Origin of the sequence: Enterobacter huaxiensis, from assembly GCF_003594935.2 — a bacterium.
Taxonomy (GTDB): Bacteria; Pseudomonadota; Gammaproteobacteria; order Enterobacterales; family Enterobacteriaceae; genus Enterobacter; species Enterobacter huaxiensis.
Genome location: NZ_CP043342.1, coordinates 2583597 through 2607898, shown reverse-complemented (window position 1 = coordinate 2607898; position 24302 = coordinate 2583597). Strand labels below are relative to the sequence as shown.

Annotated in this window: 20 protein-coding genes; 15 read left to right on the top strand and 5 right to left on the bottom strand. The window is 59.3% G+C overall.

Annotation, left to right across the window (positions count from 1 at the left end; genetic code table 11):
* Positions 1-623: 623 nt before the first annotated feature.
* The 3 genes from D5067_RS12395 to D5067_RS12385 are packed head-to-tail and all read left to right on the top strand — an operon-like array spanning position 624 to position 3776.
* Positions 624-3263 (top strand): YdbH family protein, encoded by a 2640-nt coding sequence (locus tag D5067_RS12395; protein ID WP_119934375.1) that lies wholly within the window; start codon positions 624-626, stop codon positions 3261-3263.
* Positions 3260-3451, top strand: coding sequence for a YnbE family lipoprotein (locus D5067_RS12390; RefSeq protein WP_119934374.1), 192 nt, complete (start codon positions 3260-3262; stop codon positions 3449-3451). Before D5067_RS12395 ends, D5067_RS12390 begins: the two co-directional genes overlap by 4 nt.
* 7 nt (positions 3452-3458) lie before the next feature.
* Entirely contained in the window at positions 3459-3776 is a 318-nt protein-coding gene (locus D5067_RS12385) for a YdbL family probable chaperone protein (RefSeq protein WP_119934373.1), read from the top strand.
* Here D5067_RS12385 and feaR read toward each other — a convergent pair whose 3' ends face one another.
* Complete coding sequence (gene feaR, locus D5067_RS12380; protein WP_119934372.1) at positions 3777-4685, bottom strand: transcriptional regulator FeaR; 909 nt, start codon at positions 4683-4685, stop codon at positions 3777-3779.
* Positions 4686-4925: 240 nt separating this feature from the next.
* Here feaR and D5067_RS12375 point away from each other — a divergent pair, with 240 nt between their 5' ends.
* Positions 4926-6425 (top strand): aldehyde dehydrogenase family protein, encoded by a 1500-nt coding sequence (locus tag D5067_RS12375; RefSeq protein WP_119934371.1) that lies wholly within the window; start codon positions 4926-4928, stop codon positions 6423-6425.
* A gap of 137 nt (positions 6426-6562) precedes the next feature.
* On the opposite strand, the gene D5067_RS12370 is transcribed toward D5067_RS12375, so the two are convergent.
* From D5067_RS12370 to paaZ, 4 genes are all read right to left on the bottom strand, one after another.
* Positions 6563-7669, bottom strand: coding sequence for a GGDEF domain-containing protein (locus D5067_RS12370; RefSeq protein WP_119934370.1), 1107 nt, complete (start codon positions 7667-7669; stop codon positions 6563-6565).
* Positions 7670-7741: 72 nt separating this feature from the next.
* The gene (locus D5067_RS12365) at positions 7742-9715 is read right to left on the bottom strand and encodes an alkyl/aryl-sulfatase (protein ID WP_119934369.1); all 1974 of its coding nucleotides are present in this window, start codon (positions 9713-9715) and stop codon (positions 7742-7744) included.
* A 168-nt stretch (positions 9716-9883) separates the two neighbouring features.
* Positions 9884-12160, bottom strand: coding sequence for a primary-amine oxidase (gene tynA / locus D5067_RS12360; protein WP_119934368.1), 2277 nt, complete (start codon positions 12158-12160; stop codon positions 9884-9886).
* 193 nt (positions 12161-12353) lie between these two features.
* Positions 12354-14396, bottom strand: a complete 2043-nt coding sequence (gene paaZ / locus D5067_RS12355; protein ID WP_119934367.1) for a phenylacetic acid degradation bifunctional protein PaaZ — start codon at positions 14394-14396, stop codon at positions 12354-12356.
* A gap of 284 nt (positions 14397-14680) precedes the next feature.
* Here paaZ and paaA point away from each other — a divergent pair, with 284 nt between their 5' ends.
* Genes paaA through paaK form a run of 11 tightly spaced genes read left to right on the top strand, consistent with a single transcriptional unit; the run spans position 14681 to position 24199 of the window.
* Entirely contained in the window at positions 14681-15610 is a 930-nt protein-coding gene (gene paaA / locus D5067_RS12350; RefSeq protein WP_233606856.1) for a 1,2-phenylacetyl-CoA epoxidase subunit PaaA, read from the top strand.
* Positions 15611-15622: 12 nt separating this feature from the next.
* Positions 15623-15910, top strand: coding sequence for a 1,2-phenylacetyl-CoA epoxidase subunit PaaB (gene paaB / locus D5067_RS12345; RefSeq protein WP_003857353.1), 288 nt, complete (start codon positions 15623-15625; stop codon positions 15908-15910).
* Positions 15911-15918: 8 nt separating this feature from the next.
* The gene (gene paaC / locus D5067_RS12340) at positions 15919-16665 is read left to right on the top strand and encodes a 1,2-phenylacetyl-CoA epoxidase subunit PaaC (protein ID WP_119934365.1); all 747 of its coding nucleotides are present in this window, start codon (positions 15919-15921) and stop codon (positions 16663-16665) included.
* Between the two features lie 14 nt (positions 16666-16679).
* Positions 16680-17177 (top strand): 1,2-phenylacetyl-CoA epoxidase subunit PaaD, encoded by a 498-nt coding sequence (gene paaD / locus D5067_RS12335; RefSeq protein ID WP_119934364.1) that lies wholly within the window; start codon positions 16680-16682, stop codon positions 17175-17177.
* Positions 17178-17184: 7 nt separating this feature from the next.
* Positions 17185-18255, top strand: coding sequence for a 1,2-phenylacetyl-CoA epoxidase subunit PaaE (gene paaE, locus D5067_RS12330; RefSeq protein ID WP_119934363.1), 1071 nt, complete (start codon positions 17185-17187; stop codon positions 18253-18255).
* Positions 18252-19019, top strand: a complete 768-nt coding sequence (paaF, locus tag D5067_RS12325; protein WP_119934362.1) for a 2,3-dehydroadipyl-CoA hydratase PaaF — start codon at positions 18252-18254, stop codon at positions 19017-19019. The genes paaE and paaF overlap by 4 nt, the downstream gene beginning before the upstream one ends.
* Positions 19020-19057: 38 nt before the next feature.
* Positions 19058-19807, top strand: coding sequence for a 2-(1,2-epoxy-1,2-dihydrophenyl)acetyl-CoA isomerase PaaG (paaG, locus tag D5067_RS12320; RefSeq protein WP_233606863.1), 750 nt, complete (start codon positions 19058-19060; stop codon positions 19805-19807).
* A 1-nt stretch (position 19808) separates the two neighbouring features.
* Positions 19809-21233 carry a 3-hydroxyacyl-CoA dehydrogenase PaaH gene (gene paaH, locus D5067_RS12315; protein WP_119934360.1) on the top strand — a complete coding sequence of 475 codons (1425 nt, stop codon included), beginning with the start codon at positions 19809-19811 and terminating at the stop codon, positions 21231-21233.
* A complete protein-coding gene (paaI, locus tag D5067_RS12310) occupies positions 21223-21645 on the top strand; it encodes a hydroxyphenylacetyl-CoA thioesterase PaaI (protein WP_119934359.1) in 423 nt (140 codons plus the stop codon). The genes paaH and paaI overlap by 11 nt, the downstream gene beginning before the upstream one ends.
* Complete coding sequence (gene pcaF, locus D5067_RS12305) at positions 21645-22850, top strand: 3-oxoadipyl-CoA thiolase (protein WP_119934358.1); 1206 nt, start codon at positions 21645-21647, stop codon at positions 22848-22850. The genes paaI and pcaF overlap by 1 nt, the downstream gene beginning before the upstream one ends.
* 26 nt (positions 22851-22876) lie before the next feature.
* Complete coding sequence (gene paaK / locus D5067_RS12300) at positions 22877-24199, top strand: phenylacetate--CoA ligase PaaK (protein ID WP_119934357.1); 1323 nt, start codon at positions 22877-22879, stop codon at positions 24197-24199.
* Positions 24200-24302: the final 103 nt, after the last annotated feature.

The following is a 24302-nucleotide window of genomic DNA, read 5'->3' as shown; positions in this document are numbered from 1 at the left end:
TTGTGGGGTAAAAAAGCCAGTATTGAGATAGAGTTGAACTGCGATATTTTTAGAGCATTGATGATGTATTGACTAATGCTTACAAACGACCCCTAATTATCTTAAGTAAAGTTCTCAATTTGGTTTTCCTTTGTTAATTTGTTGCAGAAAACAAATCTTGTTGCAAAAACAAAGTTAACGCTTCAGAAAAAATCACATAAAGATGATCTGGATCAATTTCTCCATCCTCGTTTGGACAACAACTCCTATAAATTTGTGGGTATACGGTTTTAATCATCAGAACCAGTGCCTGTTAACCTTCTAACGGCCCGAGGTGTGTTGTGAGATAAAAATCCTGCGCAGGGGATAATCTTGCGGGCTGATAAGTCGCTACAAATGAAATGGTCTTTAAGGCTGATGACAACACTACGCAAAGCGGGTCACGGGCGAATCAGGCCCAGGCCTAACATTGCAACGGGATACGCTAGTCATTAATTTGAGCGGTGGAACTGCGACTTTTTACCATATAGAGCCAGAGCATCTATCCTTAATTATGGCATTTGCTTCAACTGACTGGCTAAACATGCGACAATGATTGGCAGTGTCGGCTTAATTCTCTCGCTAAATCAGGATATTAACTGCCCATGAAGGGTAAATACAAAGCCGCAATTGCGCTATTACTGCTATTGATTCTGCTGCCGCTGACGCTGCTGATGACGCTCGCTCAGTGGGTGCCAACCCTGGCCGGGATCTGGCTGCCCGTCGGGACGCGAATCGCGTTTGAAAAAAGCCCTAAATTAACGCGCCAAGCCCTCGTAATTCCCGATCTTCGCTATCTTGTCGACGAGTGCGAAATAGCACGCATTGAACGCGTCACGCTGTCGCACCCGAGCCGCTGGGATCTTGATATAGGCGAGCTGGAAATAAACTCCGCCTGTCTGAGCAAATTGCCCCAGTCAGCCCCCTCCACGGTGGCGCCAAAAACGCTGGCGCAGTGGCAGGCTGTGTTACCCAATACCTGGCTCACCATTCACCGTTTAACGCTAAGCCCCTGGCAGCAGTGGGAGGGCGAACTTCACGCCTCGCTTACCCCCGCAGCGCAGGAGATCGCCTATAAAGGCGAGCAGGTGAACATCAAAGGGCGGCTAAAGGGCCAGGCGCTGACCATCAGTCAGTTTGATATCCTGCTTCCAGACCAGCCGCAGCCTGTGAAGCTGGTGGGGGAATTTACCCTGCCGCTGGTCCCGGACGGCGTGCCGGTAAAAGGCCACGCGCTCGCCACCTTTAACGTGCCACAGTTAACCTCGCTGGTCGATGCGGATCTTGACTGGGAGGACAATCAGGGCCAGCTGGTAGTGATGGCGCGGGATAACCCCGATCCGCTGCTTGACCTGCCCTGGCAGATTACGGGTGAACAGCTGAACGTTAGCGACGGGCGCTGGAACTGGGCGCTCTCCGGCATGCCGCTGAGTGGGCGCGTGGGCGTACGGATCGACAACTGGCAGCAGGGGCTGGAAAAAGCCACCGTTACCGGACGCCTCAACGTGCTCACGCAAGGTGATGCAGGCAAAGGCAACGCGGTTCTGAATATTGGGCCGGGCAGGCTCAGCATGGAAAACAGCGATATGCCGATGCATCTGAGCGGTGAGGCAAAGCAAAACGATCTTGTCCTCTACGCCAAGCTTCCGGCGAAACTGACCGGCAGCCTGAACGACCCGCAGCTGACGTTCGAGCCGGGGGCGCTGCTGCGCTCGCGCGGACGCATCATCAACTCCCTGGATATTGATGAAATTCGCTGGCCGCTGGCGGGTGTCAGGCTCACGCAGAAGGGCGTCGACGGTCGACTGCAGGCGATCCTGCGCGCGCATGAAAATGAAATGGGCGATTTTGAGCTGCACCTTGACGGCCAGGCCAGCGACTTTTTACCCGATAACGGCCTGTGGCAGTGGCGCTACTGGGGCAAGGGCGGTTTTACGCCGATGCACGCACGCTGGGATGTCGCGGGTAAAGGCGAATGGCGCGACAAGCTTATCGAATTAACCGACCTCTCGACGGGGTTCGACAGGCTCCAGTACGGCACGATGGAAGTCAGCAAGCCGCGTCTGGTGCTGGATAACCCGGTGCGCTGGTATCGTGACCCTGCCAATCCGAAATTTACGGGCGCCCTGTCGCTCAACGCCGGGCAAACCGCGTTCTCCGGCGGCAGCGTGCTGCCGCCCTCGGTATTGACCTTCAGCGTAGACGGCACGGACCCCACGCTGTTCCAGTTTAAAGGCGATCTTCATGCCGATAAGATTGGCCCGGTACAGGTAAACGGACGATGGGACGGGGAACGCCTGCGCGGGCAGGCCTGGTGGCCAAAGCAGTCTCTCACCGTGTTTCAGCCGCTGATCCCGCCGGACTGGAAAATGACGCTGCGTGAAGGTGAGCTTTACGCACAGGTTGCCTTCTCGGCGGCGGCCGAGCAGGGGTTTGAAGCGGGCGGCCACGGGGTGCTGAAATCCGGTAGCGTCTGGATGCCCGATAACAAGATCAACGGCGTCGATTTTGTCCTGCCTTTCCGCTTTAGCGAAGGCACCTGGTCGCTGGGTACGCGTGGCCCGGTAACGCTGCGTATTGGTGAAGTTGAAAATCTGGTCACCGCGCGGAACATTACCGCCGATCTGCAGGGCGACTATCCGTGGACGGAAGAGAACCCGCTCCTGCTGACTAACGTGAAGGTTGAGGCGCTCGGCGGTAAAATTACCCTGCAGCAGCTCAGGATGCCGCAGCACGATCCGGCGCTGCTGCGCGTGGACAATATCTCAACCAGCGAGCTGATCGGCGCGGTCAACCCCAAACAGTTTACCCTGTCCGGCCCGGTCAGCGGGGCGCTGCCGTTTTGGCTGGACAATGAGAAATGGATCATCAAAGACGGCTGGCTGACGAACCCTGGGCCAATGACGCTGCGTATCGATAAAGATACGGCGGATGCCATAGTGAACGATAATATGGTGGCGGGCGCGGCGATTAACTGGCTCCGCTACATGGAAATTTCACAGTCGTGGACAACGCTCAATGTTGATAATCTGGGGATGTTAACCCTGCGGGCGACCATCAAGGGAACCAGCAGGGTAGATGGCAAAAGCGGTTCGGTGAACCTTAACTACACCCATGAAGAGAACGTGTTTACCCTCTGGCGCAGCCTGCGCTTTGGGGACAACCTGCAAACATGGTTTGAGCAACATGCGGTGATACCCGGTATCCGCAGTTCGACAGGCAAGGAAAGTGAGGAACAACAATGAAAATGATGGCTGGTGTACTCACCGTGGTCGCTGTCGCGCTGCTGACAGGCTGTACGCCGCGTATTGAAGTTGCGGCGCCGAAAGAGCCGATAACCATCAACATGAACGTGAAAATCGAGCATGAAATCCATATTAAGGTCGATAAAGACGTTGAAACCCTGCTGAAATCCCGCAGCGATCTGTTCTGAGGATGCCATGAAACGATTAACACTTCTTATTCTGGCGCTGGGGTTCAACGTGCAGGCCGCGACGCTCACGCTGAATGATGCGCGCACGCAAGGGCGCGTGGGCGAAACGCTGAGCGGCTACATCGCGCCCGTCGCGCAAGATGCCGACACGCTGGCGCTGGTTAACCGCATTAATGCCGCGCGCGCGGAAAGTTACCAAAAGCTGGCCGACAGCAATAACCTGCCCGTGGATGAAGTGGCAAAAATGGCGGGGCAGAAGCTGGTTGCGCGGGCGCAGCCGGGTGAATACGTGAAGGGGATTAACGGCAGATGGCTGAAAAAGTAGCTAGCGGCACCGCTTGCGGTATTCGCCGGGCGACACGCCAAAGCGTTGCTTGAAGGCCGTTGAAAAATGGCTGTGGTCGGCAAACCCCCAGCTATAGCCAATCCCCGCCAGCTTCTCCTCATCGCCGGCGGAGCGCAGTACCTGCGCGCAGAGGTCGAGTCGACGGTTTTTAATATACTGCGCGACCACCAGGCCTTTATCGGCAAACATGCGGTACAGGCTGCGCACCGACATCCCGCTCTCTAAGGCAATCCATTCCGGGCGCAACGCCTCGGACTGAATATGGTCATCAATCAGCGACAACACGCTCTGAAACTGCCGTTCCTTGCGCGGCTGTACGGCTTCACGCTGCTGGAACGCGGGGCGCAGCAGGCAGATCATCGCTTCCAGCGCGGCTTCGCTTTCCCGATCGCTCAGGTCCGCATTGCCCATACTCTCCTGCAGCAGGCGATGGCTAAGCTGAACCGTTGGCAGGCTGCGCGAGAGCGTGAGCGCGCAGCTGACCTCCTGAAAACGGCACTGTTGCTCGACTATCTGCCGCGGAACGAGGAGCGAAATCTGCCGGGACGTTTCCCGCCAGATGATGGAGCAGGGGCGCGAGGCGTCGATCAGCGTGATATCGCCGGTTTTCAGGATCGAACGGCGGTCGTCCTGTTCAATCTCGGCGCTGCCTTCAAGCTGAAACACCGTGTAAAACCAGGCGTCGCTGCTGTGTTTAATCTCCTGACGGGTGCGAAACAGGTTAACGCCAGCGGCGGTCACGGTGCTTAACTTGAGGCTGCGCGCGTAGCTGGTTTCCAGTTCACCCATAAATTCACCCGCTAATGGGCGAGCGTCGAACCGCCCGCACGCCTGGTTAATTTGCGCCAGCCACTGCTGATACTTTTCCTGCTCGCTTGCACACGCCATTGTTTATCTCGCCGCACCGTCAATGTTTTTGCATTGTTGCATTTGTGTTGCATTTTGTCAGAGCCATGAGGCTGACTATAGGAAAGAACACTCACCGGGAACAGCGCTATAAGCCGGAATTATCACGATTTGCGGAGCCTGTCACAGGTGGCAAAGCGAATGTCACAGAGATAAAAGCGGGAACGCGAAAGGCTTCGTAGACTGCATTAAACCCTGCGAAGAATAACGAAGGAGTACCCTATGTCTGAATCACAGATCGCCGTTCTGCCCGGCGTACAGCAGTTTTTGGATCGACAGCATGGCCTGTGGATTGAAGGCCGTCAGGCTGCATCGGACAGCGAGAAACGCCTGAACGTGTATAACCCGGCGACGGGCGAGGCGATCGCCTCCACGGCGGATGCCAGCGTTGACGACGTGGACCGCGCGGTGATGTCCGGGTGGCGCGCTTTTGTGGCCCGCAGCTGGGCTGGAAAATTACCGGCGGAGCGTGAGCGTATCCTGCTGCGCTTTGCCGATCTGGTTGAGCAGCACGGCGAAGAGCTGGCGCAACTCGAAACGCTGGAGCAGGGCAAATCCATTAACATCTCCCGCGCCTTTGAGGTGGGCTGCACCCTGAACTGGATGCGCTACACCGCCGGGCTGACCACCAAAATTGCGGGTAAAACTCTCGACCTCTCTATCCCGCTACCGCAGGGCGCACGCTATCAGGCCTGGACCCGTAAAGAGCCGGTAGGCGTGGTAGCCGGAATTGTGCCGTGGAACTTCCCGCTGATGATCGGCATGTGGAAAGTGATGCCCGCGCTGGCGGCAGGCTGTTCGATCGTTATCAAACCGTCTGAAACCACGCCGCTGACCATGCTGCGCGTGGCGGAGCTGGCGTGTGAAGCCGGTGTACCGGAAGGCGTGTTCAACGTCGTGACCGGAAGTGGCGCGGTGTGTGGCGCAGCGCTAACGTCACACCCGCGCATCGCCAAGGTCAGCTTTACCGGCTCCACCGCCACGGGGAAACAGATTGCACGCGCGGCGGCAGATACGTTGACGGGCGTCACCCTGGAGCTGGGTGGCAAAAACCCGGCCATCGTGCTGAAAGACGCCGATCCAGCCTGGGTGATTGAAGGGCTGATGATGGGCAGCTTCCTGAATCAGGGGCAGGTTTGCGCGGCTAGCTCCCGTATCTATATTGAAGCGCCGCTGTTCGACACGCTGGTGAACGGCTTTGAGCAGGCGGTGAAATCCCTGAGCGTGGGGCCGGGTATGTCGCCGCAGGCGTTTATTAACCCGCTGGTTTCGCGCGCCCACTGCGATAAAGTGCAGACCTTCCTGGATGAAGCGAAATCGCGCAGCGCGGAGCTTATCACCGGCAACCGTGGCCCGGAGGGCAAAGGTTATTACGTTTCCCCTACGCTGGTGGTCAACCCGGATGCGGCGCTGCGCCTGACGCGGGAAGAGGTGTTCGGTCCGGTGGTGAACCTGGTGCGCGTGGCCGACGGCGAAGAGGCATTGCAGCTGGCAAATGATACCGAGTACGGACTGACGGCCAGCGTCTGGACGCAAAACATAGGCAAGGCGCTGGAGTACACCGACAGGCTGCAGGCGGGCACGGTGTGGGTAAACAGCCATACCCTGATCGACGCCAACCTGCCGTTCGGCGGCATGAAGCAGTCCGGTACCGGCCGTGATTTTGGCCCGGACTGGCTGGACGGCTGGTGCGAGACCAAGTCGGTTTGCGTGCGCTACTAGTAAAAGCAAAAGGCAACCGTGAGGTTGCCTTTTTAGTGTGTGTTCCCTCTCCCGTGGGAGAGGGTCAGGGTGAGGGCATCAGGCCACACCGGGCTAATTTCGTAGGCCAGGTCAGCGCAGCCGCCACCCGGCATTTTTTAATGCGACCACCGGTCCCGCCCGGCCTCTTTCGCACGATACAGCGCCGCATCGGCACGGGCGATGATCTCGGTGCCCGCTAACCCTTCCGCCATGCTCGCAATTCCCATGCTCACGGTGACATGGTCGCTAACGGTTGACGCGCCGTGCGGTATGGGCTCCGCGCGCAGGCCGTCCTGAATTCGTAAGGCAACTTTTTCAGCGATGTTTTCCGGGCAGTTAAACAGGATCACCACAAACTCCTCGCCGCCGTAGCGTGACACCACATCGTCAGGGGTTCGCACCGATTTCAACAGCACCTGAGCTACGCGTGTGAGGCATTCATCACCCGCCTGATGGCCGTAGGTGTCGTTGTAGAGTTTGAAGTAATCGATATCCAGCATAATCACCGAGAAGGTTTTTTTCTGCTCTACCGCGTTTTCCAGCACCACTTCCATTTTCCGGCGATTGGCGGTTTTGGTTAACGGATCCTGATGCGCCAGCGCATCCAGTCTGGAGATCAGCAGCTGATTTTGCTGGTTGCGTCGCCAGGCTTCGTCAAACCAGCTCAACAGGATGAAACGCCCGCAGATCAGGATCAGCGTAAAGACGCTCCAGATAACAATGAAGTGAAGGTTGAGGCCATCATTTCGTACCCAGCTTGCTATCGGCAGGGTGATCCAAAGCGGCAGCACAAAGGCGAGCAACCCCTTAGGATGAAAATAGAGCGCCGTTAAGCCGGAGAGTAATAAAATGACGCACAGCGGCCAGACGTGCGGGAGCAGCAGCTGGGTGATAAACCAGAAACAGGAGACCGACCAGATGGCGCTACAAATAAACAACACCACGCTGATACCGGCGATGCGCCGCCAGGCCATGAGGATCAGCGCAGCTGAGAGGAGGGTAATGCCAAGCATGGAGGCATCGACTATTTTTGTCAGCTGCGGCGAGTGGGGATAAAGCGGGTCGCCGGCCTTAAGCAGAACGTGTCGCAGCAGAATCATCACCGCGAAGCTGATATTGACGAAGGCCAGCCACGGAAGGTTCATCGCCAGCCCATGCATGACCATGGCATGCCGCGTTGGCCAGGTGGCCCGTTCAAGTGTCGGTTTTTTTCTTTTTTCCATTAATGCTTATTACCCTTTCTGGCGAACACGTGAAGCAGAAAAGGGCGGACGAACCGCCCTTTTGCGTGAGCGTTACGGTGTCACAATGTTAAACCAGAAATCAAATTTATCCATATATCCAAGCATTGAATCCAGTTTAGCGCCGTCACCGGTGAGTTTCACGTCGCCGTCCTGTTCGGCCTGTTTGAGCGTCACCTCTTTGAGGATAATTTTGTTCAGCGTGTCGCGGTTAAGGGTCAGCGTGGCGTCAGCATCCTTCGCCTCGGCTTTGGCCGTGTGGTTCAGCACGCCGTTTTCCAGTTCGAGCTTATATTTGCCGCCGTCGCCGCCGAGATCGACGTTAAACACCGACTTCGCGGTACCCGCTTTTTCACCGTTGATATGCACCGCCAGGTAGTCAAAGAACATTTCTGGCGTCATTGCCCGTACGGTATCCGGGCTGGCGGTATTCGGCGTTGGGCCTTTTACCACGCCGTTACGCAGCTCTTGCGCGCCGGTCAGGTAGAAGTTGCGCCACGGACCGGATTCCGCCTGATAGCCGAGCTGCTCGAGCGCATCCGCTTCAAGGTTGCGTGCCGCCTGGTTATTCGGGTCAGCGAAGACGACTTTGCTCACCACCTGCGCGACCCAGCGGTAGTTGCCCTGGTCGAAATCGGTTTTGGCTTTTTGCAGAATCGCATCCGCGCCGCCCATATATTCAACGAACTTCTTCGCGCCTTCTTCTGGCGGCAGCTCATCCAGCGTTGCCGGGTTGCCGTCGAACCAGCCGAGATAGAGCACGTAGGTTGCCTTCACGTCGTGGCTTACCGAGCCGTAGTACCCTCGGTTGGCCCAGGTGTGCGCCAGCGAATCCGGCAGCTTAAAGTTGGCGGCGATCTCATCGCGCGTCAGGCCTTCGTTAGCCATGCGCAGGGTCTGGTCATTGATGTAACGATAGAGATCGCGCTGGCTTTTCAACAGTTTGACCACATTTTCGTTGCCCCAGGTAGGCCAGTGGTGCTGCGCCATGATGATTTCGGCTTTATCGCCCCAGCGCACAATCGCTTCGTTGATGTATTTTGACCACGGCAGCGGCTCACGGATTTTCGCTCCGCGAAGCGAGTAGGTGTTATGCAGGGTATGGGTCACGTCCTCGGCGGATTCAATCAGCTTTTTCTCTTCGATATACCAGAGCATTTCTGACGGGGCTTCAGAGCCAGGCGCGAGCATAAAATCATAGGTCAGGCCGTCGATGACCTCTTTCTGACCATCTTTCTCGATGATGTTGGTGGGCGCAATCAGGGTCACGGTTCCCGCGGAAGTGGTCGTCCCCAGACCGGCGCCGACCTGGCCTTTGGCATCGGGTTTCAGCAGGTTGCCGTACATATAGCTGGCGCGGCGGCTCATGACGTTACCCGCCATAATGTTCTCCGCGACGGCGGCTTCCATAAACCCGGCCGGGGCGTAGATTTTCACCTTGCCCGCCTTCACGTCCGCTTCGTCAACCACGCCGCGCACGCCACCGTAATGATCCACGTGGCTGTGGGTGTAGATCACCGCCACCACGGGCTTTTTGCCGCGGTTTTTAAAGTAGAGATCCATCCCGACTTTGGCCGTCTCTGCCGACACCAGCGGGTCAACCACGGTAATACCTTCTTTACCTTCGATAATGGTCATATTCGACAGGTCAAGATTGCGTATTTGATATACGCCTTCGGTGACTTCGAACAGTCCGCTAATATTAATCAACTGTGATTGACGCCATAAGCTAGGATTGACGGAATCCGGGGCTTTATCGCCTTCTTTAATAAATGAATATTGCTGCGGGTCCCAGACAACATTACCTTGTTCCCCTTTGATGACATCCTGAGGAATAGGGGCAATAAATCCTTTGTGGGCGTCGGTGAAATCAGTGTTGTCGGAGAAGGGAAGCTGATTAAACAGAGCGTTGTTGGCTTGTTGCGTCGCTGCAGTCGCATCCTTTGGGGCTTCTGCGGCATAAGCCGAATTGACGGAAATAAAAAGCCCTGCCAGCGCAAGACTCCTGACGATCGAATTAAATCTCATCCTAAAACCTCTCAGTGATGTATTACGTCGTTTGTGGAAACTTCGTGTCCTGGCTGAAAGTGGTTCAAGAGATGCAATGGGAATACGCGAGGTGAAATAACTATAATCGGGGAGTGGTATTCAGCAAGTAAATAGATGAAAAACCGGGCGTTGCGCCCGGTACGTTATTTATTTCTGTTCGTCTTTTTTCTTGCCAAGCGTTGGCGTCTCGTCGAAGAAGTTCCACGGTTTGAGCAGGGTATGCACCCATTCCGTAGGCATGATTGGCCACTCCTCGGCGCGGGCAACGTGCGTGGTGCCGGTGGTCATCCACACCACGTCGTCCTGGTCGTTCAGCGATTCGTTATCCTTGCTGTACTGGCCCAGGCCGGTATCGTGCGTTGAGCGGTTAGGGAATTTCCCTTCCGGGTACATCTCATTCGGGTGGTAGCGCGTCACCCACAGCTGTTTGTCCATAAAGCTCAGGCGGTGGTAAATCCACTCGTCCGGGGCAAACTTCGCCCCCGTTGCCACCGGATGCGTACCGCCCGCGTAAGGGATGATCTGGTACGACACCGGGTTGCCCATGCGGTTCTCTTTACGGGTGTTGCTCAGCAGTCGAATGGTGCCGGGGTCAAACTTCTGCGCGGCCTGCTGTTCGGTGTCGATATCGTACTGGTTAATCTGCATGGTGCTGGTACGCGGGCCCCCGGCGGTGTTCGGTTTCACTTCCGGGTCCATCGCCACCAGCTTGTTGTTGGTGCCGTCTACGTCCATATCCAGGCGGAAGTTATAGATGTGCTGGTGGGTGGTGCCGACAATATTATGGTCGATCAGCGTGCCGTATTTGGTGTCATCTTTGGCGGTTGCGTCATGCATGGTTTTTGCCTGCACGCCTTTCACCGCTTCAATGCCGGTTGCTCCTGCATCAATGCCGATGGTGCCGTTCTCGTGGAAGACCCAGTCAAAGATATAGTCGTAGTTGCCCACGGTACTCACCCAGCGCACCACCAGCTCGCGGCGCTCGGTGCTGACGTTCGGCTGGCCCATCTCCTGGTGCTTATACTCCGGCCCGGCGTAGCGCTCAAAAATGGCGATTGCGCGGGGGATCTCCATCGGCGCGCCGGTGTAGTCCGGAATGGTTTCGTTCAGCATCACGGCGTTAGACGGCACGTCCTTGCCGCGCACCAGCGGGGAGGTCAGGGTGCCCATGCCGTAGTCACCGGAATCCAGATAGGCTTTGAAGTACCAGCCCACGTCCGGGTCACCATAGGGTACGATCATCCCGCCTAACGATCCCTGATACATGACCTGACGCTTTTTGCCGTTATCGTTATAAGTCACGGTCGAGATTGTGGGCCCAACGCGGGAGTCGAGGCTCAGGTGGAAATCCCAGTTCTGCCAGTGCACCGTGTCGCCGGTGATGGTGTAGTTCTTGCCTTCCGGCTCGACGATCTCCAGCGGTTTTTTCACCGTTTCAATACGGTCGCGGCCGTCATAGGGACGCGGGGTCATCGGAACCGGGACCACCGGGCCTTCTTCGATTTTCTGGATTTTCTTCTGCTCAAGGTCAACAACCGCCACCAGGTTTTCAATCGGGTGCGCCCAGTAGTTGCCATCGCCCACGTCCAGATAGCTCACCACTTTGAGCAGGCAATCTTCCTGCTTCAGGCCATCCTTGCCGTCAAAGTACCCGACGGTCAGCGGGGTGGTGATCACTTTCTTCGTATCGGTGATGCCGCGCTTTTTCAGCACCTCGGCAAACTCGGCGCTTTCGTTAACGATCTGCTGGACGGCGGTAAAGTCATCCAGCAGCACCATCCCGTGCGCGTCTTTTATCGGCTCCCAGCTGAGGATCTTTTTATCCTTCAGATCCACCCGGCTTTCGATGATGTGCTTCCCGTCGAGCATCGTGATGTTGGCCTGGCGAGGGGCATCCACCGCCGTGCCGTTCAGCACGAAGTTCCAGACTTTGGCTTTTTCCGGCTCGGCAAGGGCTATCTGGGTAAAGCGGGTATTGGGTTTGAAGTCCGCAGAGGCTTTAACGATCTCGACGGCCTGCTTAATTTCGTCTGCTGTTAAGGCGTTCAGAGGGTGGGGACGTTTTTCCACCTGGAAAGTCTGATCGAGACCAGACTGGAAGACATCGTTGATGAAGGTCTCGGAGATAAAGGCTTTTTTGTTTTTCATTACCACCGGCACCTGCAGCTTCAGGGTTTTACCGTTGACGATGGCGGTTTTCGCGCCAGGCTTGACCTTCACAAAGGCTCCGTCTTTGGTGATGGTGAACATCTGTGCGTAATCATCCCACTGCACGTCCGCGCCAAACGCCTGCAGCGTTTTGTCCATCGGGACCATATGCGCCTCGCCGCCGTGTGCGAAAACAGGGGAGTGCCAGGCGCAACACAGCGCAACGGCCATGGCCAGTGCCGTTCTACGGGCAGAAAAAGAAGAATTGCTTCCCATCGTAGACCTCATCTTGTTGTGTTTATTGTGTTGTGACAGCCTTATCCTGACAGGCGCGCGCGAAAAGCGTTTGCCTGCATCTGCCAGGTTATTTGTCAGTCTTGCCAGGTTAAAAAAAGAGCGGGGATAAATCACATGCTCGTACAGAGCAATCCCCTCTCCCCGTTGGGGAGAGGGTTAGGGTGAGGGGTAGTTAGCTGAAGTCGCCCTGCTGGCGGGCCACCAGCGTCAGAATGGAGTAGAGCGCCACGGCCTGCTGGTGCTGGTTGAATATCTCAACGGACCACTCCACCACGCCCGTCGGTTTTTCATCGGCGGTGCGCTGTTTTTTCAGCGTTTTACGCTTGCAGGTCAGGCGCACCTGAATGGTATCGCCCGGTTTGACCGGCTCGATAAAGCGCAGGTTCTCCATGCCGTAGTTAGCGATAACCGGGCCAACGCCCGCATCGACAAACAGCCCGGCAGCGGCAGATATCAGGAAATAGCCGTGCACCACGCGCTCGCCGAAGATCGACTCCGCCGCGCCGATTTTGTCCATATGGGCGTAGAAGTGATCCCCGCTCAGGCAGGCAAAGTTGACGATATCTGCCTCCGTCAGGGTACGGCGCGGCGTCAGCAGGCTGTCGCCCGGCTGCAGCTCTTCGAAGTATTTACGGAACGGATGAACGCGATCTTCCTGAACCTCTGCACCGCGCACCCACTGCTTGCCGATAGCGGCCAGCATTGACGGGCTGCCCTGAACGGCGGTGCGCTGAAGATAGTGTTTCACCGCGCGCAGGCCGCCCAGCTCTTCACCACCGCCTGCACGGCCCGGGCCGCCGTGGACCAGCTGCGGCAGCGGCGAGCCGTGGCCGGTAGATTCTTTTGAGGACTCCTCGTTGAGGATCTGAATACGCCCGTGGGCGCGCGCGGCACCGGCAATAAACCGGCGGGCGGTGGCTAAATCCGCCGTTACCAGCGTCCCCGCAAGGCTGCCGCCGCCCGCGCGGGCCAGCTCCAGGGCGTGATCCGCATTGCGATACGGCATCAGCGTGGCCACAGGTCCAAAGGCCTCGGTGGAATGCACTGCAGGGGTTTCGTCCGGCTGCGGGCAGAAGAGCAGGGTCGGCGGGAAGAACGCGCCAGCCGCCTGCAGATCCGCTTTCCCGCCCAGGCGAACCTGGCAGCCTGCGGCAACAAGCTGGTCGACTTTTTCCTGCACGTCCGCGCGCTGTTCACCGTTCACCAGCGCGCCCATCTTCACGCCTTCCTGCGCCGGATCGCCGACAACCACCTTCTCCAGCCGGGCAATCAGCGCCTGGCTGACGGCATCAGCCTGGCTTTGCGGCACGATGATGCGACGAATGGCGGTACATTTTTGCCCGGCCTTGGCGGTCATTTCGCGCACCACTTCACGAATGAAGAGGGCGAATTCCGGCTGCTCCGGCGTGACGTCTTCGCCCAGCACGCAGCAGTTCAGCGAGTCGGCTTCCATGGTGAACGGAATCGCGTTCGCCACGATGTTCGGATGTACCCGCAGCGTCTGGCCGGTGCTGGCGGAGCCGGTGAAGGTCACCACGTCCTGGCTGTCGAGCTGGCTCAGCAGATCGCCCGCGCCGCCGCAGATCAGGCTGATGGCCCCGTCCGGCACCAGGCCGCTGTCGACGATGGATTTCACCATCGCCTGCGTCACCTGCGCGGTCGCGGTGGCGGGTTTAATGATGGCGGGCATTCCGGCAAGCCAGGTTGGCGCCAGTTTTTCCAGCATGCCCCAGCACGGGAAGTTGAAGGCGTTGATATGCACCGCCACGCCGGATTTCGACGTCAGGACGTGACGCGCCGCAAAGCCGCCCTCTTTTGAGAGGGGGATCAGCTCGTCCTCTGGCCACAGCGTATCGTCCGGCAGCTCGCGGCTGCCCAGGCCTGCGTAGGTGAACAGGGTACCAATGCCGCCTTCGATATCCACCCAGCTGTCGGCTTTGGTCGCGCCCGTTTGCGCCGAAAGCGCGTAAAACTGCGCCTTGTGCTCAAGCAGATGTTTTGCCACGGCCTTCAGCATGGCTGCACGCTCGATAAAGGTCATGGCGCGAAGGGATTCGCCGCCGCGATCGATGGCGTAACGACGCGCCGCCGCCATATCCAGCCCTTCGCTGGTGACTTCCCACAAAGCTTCGCCGCTGATGGCGTGATGAATGTTGCGCTCGCGGCCCCGGCCAGACTGCCAGACGCCGGACAAGAAGCTGGCTAACTGCTGCATCGCTTATCTCCAGGTGTTTCGTGAATTCACCATAAATAGTTAAATTGTGAATCATAAAAATCAAGCTGAGTTTTAAAGAATTGTTAACATTGTGATCTGGCATGATGAAACGTGGCGATATGTTTGGCCCTGTACGGGCCTCATTTGAAAAGCCTTGCGAGCGGCATCACAAAATAAGCAAACACTCCTTGGGGTTATATTTAACCTTTGTGTAACTTTTAAGAAACGAAGTGATTCACCATTTCGCATTATTAAACAGATTGACGAATCATAAGGGTGAAAACGTGACGCAAGAAGAACGCTTTGAGCAGCGCATAGCGCAGGAGACGGCGATAGAGCCTCAGGACTGGATGCCGGAAGCCTACCGTAAGACGCTGATCCGTCAGATTGGTCAGCACGCCCACTCCGAGATTGTCGGCATGCTGCCGGAGGGCAACTGGATCGCCCGCGCCCCGACGCTGCGCCGCAAGGCTATCCTGCTCGCAAAAGTGCAGGACGAGGCCGGACACGGTTTATACCTCTACAGCGCGGCGGAAACGCTGGGCTGCGCCCGGGAAGACATCTACCAGAAGATGCTCGACGGCAAGATGAAATACTCCTCCATCTTTAACTATCCCACCCTGACCTGGGCCGACATCGGCGTCATCGGCTGGCTGGTGGACGGCGCCGCCATCGTCAACCAGGTGGCGCTGTGCCGCACCTCCTACGGCCCGTATGCCCGTGCAATGGTGAAAATCTGTAAAGAAGAGAGTTTCCACCAGCGCCAGGGCTTTGAGGCCTGCATGGCGCTCGCGCAGGGGAGTGAATCTCAGCGTCAGATGCTGCAGGACGCCATCAACCGTTTCTGGTGGCCCGCGCTGATGATGTTTGGCCCGAACGACGACAGCTCGCCGAACAGCGCCCGCAGCCTCGCCTGGAAAATTAAACGCTTCGGCAACGACGAGCTGCGCCAGCGGTTCGTGGATAACACCGTTCCGCAGGTGGAAATGCTCGGCATGACCGTACCGGACCCCGATCTGCGTTTCGACGAGGAGAGCGGCAGCTACCGCTTCGGCGAGATCGACTGGCATGAATTTGACGAGGTGATAAACGGCCGCGGGGTCTGCAATCACGAACGTCTGGCTGCAAAAAACAGAGCCTGGGACGACGGGGCGTGGGTGCGCGAAGCCGCCCTGGCGCATGCCGAAAAGCAACGCGCCCGTCAGGCCGCATAAGAGGAATACACCATGAGCAACGTCTACTGGCCGTTATATGAAGTTTTTGTCCGTTCTAAGCAAGGGCTATCACACCGTCACGTAGGCAGTCTTCACGCTGCTGACGACCGCATGGCGCTGGAAAACGCGCGTGATGCCTATACCCGCCGCAGCGAAGGCTGCTCTATCTGGGTCGTGAAGGCGAGCGAAATTGTCGCCTCCCAGCCGGAAGAGAGCGGCGAATTCTTCGACCCGGCAGAGAGCAAGGTCTATCGACATCCGACGTTTTACACCATCCCTGATGGCATCGAGCACATGTGAGGTCCGGGATGAAAACAGTATCTGCATACGCCCTGCGTCTGGGCGACAACGGTCTGGTCCTTTCCCAACGTCTGGGCGCCTGGTGCGGCCACGCGCCGGAGCTGGAGATTGACCTCGCGCTCGCCAACATTGGCCTCGACCTGCTGGGGCAGGCGCGCAACTTCCTGACCTACGCCGCAGAGCGTGAAGGCGAGGGTGATGAAGACACGCTGGCCTTTGGCCGCGACGAGCGTCAGTTCCGCAACTTGCTGCTGGTGGAGCAGCCCAACGGCAGCTTCGCCGACACCCTTGTTCGCCAGTACCTGATGGACGCGTGGAACGTCGCGCTCTACGAGCGCCTGACCCGCAGCAGCGACGGTCAGCTTGCCGCCATCGCCGCCAAAGCGATTAAAGAGGCGCGCTACCACCTGCGCTTCAGCCGCGGCTGGCTGGTGCGCCTGGGCGACGGCACCGAAACCTCCGCGCAAAAAATGCAGCAGGCGGTTAACGACCTGTGGCGCTTTACGGCGGAGCTGTTTGACGCCGACGACGTTGAGCTGGAGCTGGCTGCCACCGGCGTGGCCGTTGACCCGCGTGCGCTTCGTCAGCCGTGGGAAAGCGAAGTCTTTGCCGGACTGCACGAAGCCCGCCTGAGCGTGCCTGACGACGCCGCTTACCGCACCGGCGGCAAGAAGGGGCTGCACACCGAACACCTGGGGCCGATGCTGGCAGAAATGCAATATCTCCAGCGCGTCTACCCCGGCCAGCAGTGGTAAGGAAGGAGAACGCCATGCAACGTCTCGTCGATATCGCGCCCGCGCAAATTCCGCAGATCTGGGCGCTGTTAAGCCAGATCCCGGACCCGGAAGTGCCGGTCCTGACCATCACCGACTTAGGCATGGTGCGCAGCGTAAAGGCGCAGGGGGGAGGTTGGGTTATTGGCTTCACGCCAACCTACTCGGGCTGCCCGGCGACGGAACACCTGCTGGGCGCGATCCGCGACGCGATGAGCGCGCAGGGGTTTACCCCGGTGCATATTGTGCTCCAGCTGGAACCCGCCTGGACAACGGACTGGATGACGGCCGACGCGCGCGAGCGCCTGCGGGCATACGGCATCAGCCCGCCCGTCGGCCACAGCTGTCACGCGCACGCACCTTTGGAGGTGAGCTGCCCGCGCTGCGCGAGCACTAACACCTCGCTTATCAGTGAATTTGGCTCAACGGCCTGCAAAGCGCTCTATCGCTGCAATTCCTGCCGTGAGCCTTTCGACTATTTCAAATGTATTTGAGGCTGCCATGACAACGTTTCATTCATTAACCGTGGCCAAAGTGGAACCCGAAACCCGCGACGCGGTGACGATTACCTTCGCGGTGCCGCAGGATCTGCAGGACGCTTACCGTTTTCGTCCCGGGCAACACCTGACGCTGAAAGCGAACCTTGGTGGGGATGAGCTGCGCCGCTGCTACTCCATCTGCCGCAGCGCCGCGCCGGGCGAAATCAGCGTGGCGGTCAAAGCCATCGAAGGCGGGCGTTTCTCCCGCTATGCCCGGGACGAGATCAAACAGGGCATGGCGCTGGACGTCATGGTTCCACAGGGGCATTTTGGCTATCAGCCGCAGGCCGAACGGGAAGGCCACTATCTGGCGATAGCCGCAGGCTCCGGGATCACCCCGATGCTGGCGATTTTATCCGCCACGCTGGTCACCGAACCAAACAGCCATTTCACCCTGATTTACGGCAACCGCAGCAGCCAGAGCATGATGTTCCGCCAGGCGCTGGCGGACCTGAAGGACAAATATCCGCAGCGGCTGCAGCTGGTGTCCATCTTCAGCCAGGAGACGCTGGACAGCGACCTGCTGCACGGCCGCATCGACGGTGAAAAGCTGCAGGCGCTGGCAAAAAAGCTGATCGACTTCCGTCAGTACGACGAGGCCTTCATCTGCGGCCCGTCGGTGATGATGGACGATGCACAAGCGGCGCTGAAGGCGCTGGGAATGCCGGAAAAATCCATTCACCTTGAGCGCTTCAACACCCCGGGAACGGCCGTGAAGCGTGCCGTGAGCGTGCAGGCAGAAGGGCAAAAAGTGACCGTGCGCCAGGACGGTCGCGACCGCGAAATCACCCTGACGGCGGACGACGAAAGCATTCTCGATGCGGCCCTGCGCCAGGGCGCGGATCTGCCGTACGCCTGCAAGGGCGGCGTGTGCGCCACCTGCAAGTGCAAAGTGCTGCGCGGCAAAGTCGATATGGCGACCAACTACAGTCTTGAACCTGACGAACTGGCGGCGGGATATGTGTTGAGCTGTCAGGCGCTGCCGTTAACCGCCGACGTGGTCGTCGATTTTGACGCGAAGGGGATGGCATGAGCGAACTGATTATCACCCGCCATGGCCGCGTGCTGCAGCTGACGCTTAACCGCCCGGCGGCGCGTAACGCGCTTAACAACGCGCTTCTGGCGCAGGTTGCGGATGAACTCGAACGCGCCGCGCTTGATGGCGATATCTCCGTCGCGGTGATTTACGGCAACGAGCGCTGCTTCGCCGCCGGGGCGGATCTCAACGAAATGGCAGAAAAAGATCTGCCCGCCACCCTGAACGATATCCGTCCGCAGCTGTGGGCGCGCATCAACGCGTTCACTAAACCGCTGATCGCCGCCGTGAACGGCTTTGCGCTGGGGGCGGGCTGCGAGCTGGCGCTGCTGTGTGACGTGGTCATTGCCGGAGATAACGCCCGCTTTGGTCTGCCTGAAATCACGCTGGGCATTATGCCCGGCGCGGGGGGGACGCAGCGCCTGATTCGCTGCGTGGGCAAATCGCTGGCCAGCAAAATGGTGCTGACCGGTGAGAGCCTTACCGCGCAGCGGGCGCTGAGCGCGGGGCTGGTTAGCGACGTGTTCCCGGCCTCCCTCACGCTGGAGTATGCCCTGAAGCAGGCGGCGCTGATGGCTCGCCATTCGCCGCTGGCGCTGCAGGCCGCGAAGCAGGCGCTGCGCCAGTCGCAGGAGGTGGGGCTGCAGGCCGGGCTGGCGCAGGAACGTCAGCTGTTTACGCTGCTTTCCGCGACGGACGATCGCCGCGAGGGCATCGACGCCTTCTTACAAAAACGCACCCCCGACTTTAAAGGACGCTAACCGTGGAATTTATTCTGAGTCAAGTAGAGCAAGGCGTGATGACCCTTACGCTGAACCGTCCCGAGCGTTTAAACAGCTTTAACGACGTGATGCACCAGCAGCTCTCCGAATGCCTGAAGCAGGCCGAGCGCGATGACGCCGTCCGCTGCCTGCTGCTCACCGGGGCGGGGCGCGGCTTCTGCGCGGGGCAGGACCTGAACGACCGCAACGTAGACCCGAACGGCCCGGCGCCGGACCTGGGGATGTCCGTTGAAACCTTTTACAACCCGCTGGTGCGCCGCCTGGCGAAACTGCCGAAACCGGTGATTTGCGCCGTCAACGGCGTGGCGGCGGGGGCCGGTGCCACGCTGGCGCTGGGCTGCGACATGGTGATTGCGGCGCGTTCCGCTCACTTCGTGATGGCCTTCAGCAAGCTCGGCCTGGTGCCGGACTGCGGTGGCACCTGGCTGCTGCCGCGCGTCGCCGGGCGCGCCCGCGCGATGGGGCTGGCGCTGCTGGGTGACAAACTGAGCGCCGAGCAGGCGCTGGCCTGGGGGATGATCTGGCAGGTGGTGGACGATGAACAGCTCTCCGCCGCGGCGCAGCAGATGGCGCTGCACTTCGCGTCACAGCCGACGTATGGCCTGGGGCTGATTAAGCAGGCGATCGGCGCCGCCGAAACCAACACCCTGGACGCGCAGCTCGATCTCGAACGTGACTATCAGCGCCTTGCCGGGCGCAGCGACGACTACCGCGAGGGCGTCAGCGCCTTTCTGGCGAAACGCGCGCCGAACTTTACGGGGAAATAAGATGGTCAATATTCACACTGTCGCGGTGATTGGCAGCGGCACGATGGGCGCGGGGATTGCCGAAGTGGCGGCAAGCTACGGCCATCAGGTTCTGATTTACGATATCGCCTCCGACGCGATTTCGCGTGCGATTGACGGCATCCGCCAGCGCCTGGCTTCAAGGGTGACGCGCGGAAAGCTCTCCGCGGACGCCAGCGCGCAGATCCTCGCCCGGCTGATCCCGGTGACCGACATTCAGGCCCTTGCGGCTGCCGACCTGGTCATTGAAGCAGCGTCCGAGCGTCTGGAGGTCAAAAAAGCCCTGTTTAAACAGCTGGCTGAGATCTGCCCGCCGCAGACGCTGTTGACCAGCAATACGTCATCAATCTCCGTCACGGCGATTGCCGCCGATCTTCCCCATCCCGAGCGCGTGGCGGGGCTGCACTTTTTCAACCCGGCACCGGTCATGAAGCTGGTGGAAGTGGTAAGCGGGCTGGCAACGTCATCGGAAGCGGCAGATGTCTTGTGCGAGCTGGCCATGAACTGGGGAAAACAGCCGGTGCGCTGCCAGTCAACGCCGGGATTTATTGTTAACCGCGTGGCGCGCCCGTTCTACTCCGAGGCCTGGCGCGCGCTGGAAGAGCAGGTTGCAGCGCCTGAGACGATCGACGCCGCGCTGCGCGAAGGCGGCGGTTTTCCGATGGGGCCTCTTGAGCTGACCGACATGATAGGTCAGGACGTCAACTTCGCCGTGACCTGCTCCGTGTTCAACGCCTTCTGGCAGGAGCGACGTTTTCTGCCCTCGCTGGTGCAGCAGGAGCTGGTTCTGGCGGGAAGGCTGGGTAAAAAAAGCGGCAAGGGCGTTTATGACTGGCAGAGCGACAGGCCCGGCGTGAGCTGGCTGCAGGCCGTCAGCGATAGCTTCAGCCCCATGAGCGCGGAGCGAAAAAGTGACGGCGTCACGGAACTGGATGAGGTCCTGCTGGTTGAAACGCAGGGCGAAACGGCGCAGTCGCTGGCCGTGAAGCATGGCCGCCCGGTGGTGGTCGTTGACCGTATCGAACGCGATGTCGCCGTCATCGCCGCTGCCGCCAGTAACCCGCATTCCGCCACGCAAAAAGCCGTTTTCTATCTGCAGCAGCAGGGCAAGCGCGTGGTTCAGATTGCCGACTACCCCGGCCTGCTGGTCTGGCGCACGGTGGCAATGATCGCCAACGAAGCGCTGGACGCTCTGCAGAAAGGGGTCGCCAGCGAGAAAGATATCGATACCGCCATGCGCCTCGGGGTGAATTACCCAAACGGCCCGATTGCGTGGGGCGAGCGTCTGGGCTGGCAGCGTTTACTGGCGCTGCTGGAAAACCTTCAGCGTCACTATGGCGAAGAGCGCTATCGCCCCTGTTCACTGCTGCGCCAGCGTGCGCTTCTGGAGAGTAGCTATGAGTCATAACGCCTGGCACAACGCCCGCACCATGTATGAACAGGACGCCTGCGCCCAGGCGTTGGGCATCGACATCATTGAAATGGACGAAGGCTATGCGGTAGTCACGATGACTGTCACCCCGCAGATGCTTAACGGCCATAAAACCTGCCACGGCGGACAGCTGTTTTCGCTGGCGGACACCGCCTTCGCCTACGCCTGCAACAGCCAGGGGCTGGCGGCAGTGGCGTCGGGCTGCTCCATAGACTTTCTGCGTCCGGGATTTGCCGGGGACAGGCTCACCGCCACCGCGCGGGTGAAGCATCAGGGCAAAATGACCGGCGTGTACGACATTGAAATCCACAATCAACAACAGAAAACGGTCGCTCTCTTTCGCGGGAAATCTCACCGCATTGGCGGCAGTGTGACAGGAGAAGCCTGATGCGTGACGCATTTATTTGTGATGGTGTTCGTACCCCGGTCGGTCGCTACGGCGGGGCGCTATCAGGCGTTCGCGCCGACGATCTGGGGGCTGTTCCGCTGCGGGCGCTGCTGGCGCGTTATCCGCAGCTGGATCTGGAGCGCATTGACGATGTTATCTTCGGCTGCGCGAACCAGGCGGGGGAAGATAACCGTAACGTGGCGCGCATGTCGGCGCTGCTGGCGGGGTTACCGCAGACGGTATCCGGCACCACGATCAACCGGCTGTGTGGTTCCGGCCTGGACGCGATTGGCTTTGCAGCGCGCGCCATTAAAGCCGGTGATGGCGATCTGCTGATTGCCGGCGGCGTTGAATCTATGTCTCGCGCGCCCTTCGTGATGGGCAAAGCGACCGCAGCTTTCCAGCGCCAGGCGGAGATTTTTGATACCACCATCGGCTGGCGATTTGTGAATCCGCTCATGCATCAGCAATTCGGAACTGACAGCATGCCGGAAACGGCGGAGAATGTAGCTGAATTGTTAAATATCAGCCGCGCCGATCAGGACGCGTTTGCCCTGCGCAGCCAGCAGCGTACCGCGCAGGCGCAGCAAAACGGCGCGCTGGCGCAGGAGATTGTGCCGGTGCGGGTGCCGGGGAAAAAAGGCGCGGTGACGGAAGTGAGCGAGGATGAGCATCCGCGCGCGGACACCACCCTGGAGCAGCTCAGCGCGCTGAAAACCCCGTTCCGTAAAAATGGTGTGGTCACGGCGGGGAATGCCTCCGGCGTGAACGACGGCGCCGCGGCGCTGATTATCGCCAGCGAGCAGATGGCGCTCGCGCAGGGTCTGGTGCCGCGCACGCGTATTGTGGCAATGGCGACCGCAGGCGTGGAACCGCGTCTGATGGGGTTAGGCCCGGTGCCCGCTACCCGCAGGGTGCTGGAGCGCGCCGGATTAAGCATTACCGATATGGACGTCATTGAGCTGAATGAAGCCTTTGCATCGCAGGCGCTGGGCGTGCTGCGTCAGCTGGGGCTGCCGGACGATGCCGCGCACGTCAACCCGAACGGGGGAGCCATTGCGTTAGGCCACCCGCTGGGAATGAGCGGTGCCAGGCTGGCGCTGGCGGCGAGCAACGAACTGCACCGACGCGGCGGGCGCTATGCGCTGTGTACGATGTGCATCGGTGTGGGTCAGGGTATTGCCATGATCCTTGAGCGCGTTTGATCAAACTACAATGTGAGCACCCTACAATGACCACGACAAATACAACAAAGCTTGATTCGATCGAAACCGCGTCCGTTGATGAACTGCAGGCACTGCAGACGGAGCGCCTGAAGTGGACGCTCCATCACGCCTACAGCAACGTTCCCATGTACAAACGCAAGTTTGACGCGGCGGGCGTTCACCCTGACGACTTTAACGAGCTGGCGGACCTGCAAAAGTTCCCGTGCACCACCAAGCAGGACCTGCGCGACAACTACCCGTTCGACACCTTTGCGGTGCCGATGGAGCAGGTCGTGCGTATCCATGCCTCCTCCGGCACTACCGGCAAACCGACCGTGGTGGGTTACACCCAAAACGACATCGACAACTGGGCGAACATTGTGGCCCGCTCCCTGCGTGCCGCGGGCGGCAGCGCGAAGGACAAAATTCACGTGGCCTACGGCTACGGGCTATTTACCGGCGGGCTGGGCGCGCACTATGGTGCCGAACGCTTAGGCGCGACGGTGATCCCGATGTCCGGCGGCCAGACGGAGAAGCAGGCGCAGCTGATCCGCGACTTCCAGCCGGATATGATCATGGTGACGCCGTCCTACTGCCTTAACCTGATTGAAGAACTGGAGCGCCAGATGGGCGGAGACGCCAGCAAATGCTCCCTGCGCGTCGGCGTATTTGGCGCCGAGCCGTGGACGCAGGCCATGCGTCGGGAGATCGAAAAGCGCTTAGGCATTACCGCGCTCGATATTTATGGTCTGTCCGAAGTGATGGGGCCGGGCGTGGCGATGGAGTGTCTGGAAACCGCCGATGGCCCGACCATCTGGGAAGATCACTTCTACCCGGAAATCGTCAACCCGAACGACGGCACGCCGCTGGCGGACGGCGAGCAGGGCGAACTGCTGTTCACCACCCTGACCAAAGAGGCGCTGCCGGTGATCCGTTACCGCACCCGCGACCTGACGCGCCTGCTGCCGGGCACCGCGCGCACCATGCGGCGTATGGACCGCATCAGCGGTCGTAGCGACGACATGCTCATTATTCGCGGCGTGAACGTCTTCCCGTCACAGCTGGAAGAGGAGATCGTTAAGTTCGAACACCTCTCGCCACACTACCAGCTGGAGGTAAACCGCCGCGGGCATCTTGATTCACTTTCGGTGAAGGTCGAGCTGAAACAGAGTAGCTTGACGCTCTCACACGAACAGCGCTGCCAGGTGTGCCACCAGCTGCGCCACCGCATTAAATCGATGGTGGGGATCTCAACGGACGTGACGATCGTCAACTGCGGCAGCATTCCGCGCTCGGAAGGGAAAGCCTGCCGGGTGTTTGATTTGCGCAAGGTTGCGGCCAACGGTTGAATTTCCCTCACCCCAGCCCTCTCCCAAAGGGAGAGGGTGGAAAACGTTCCCTCTCCCTTTGGGAGAGGGTTAGGGTGAGGGGAAACCCCAGATTCCTGTGCTA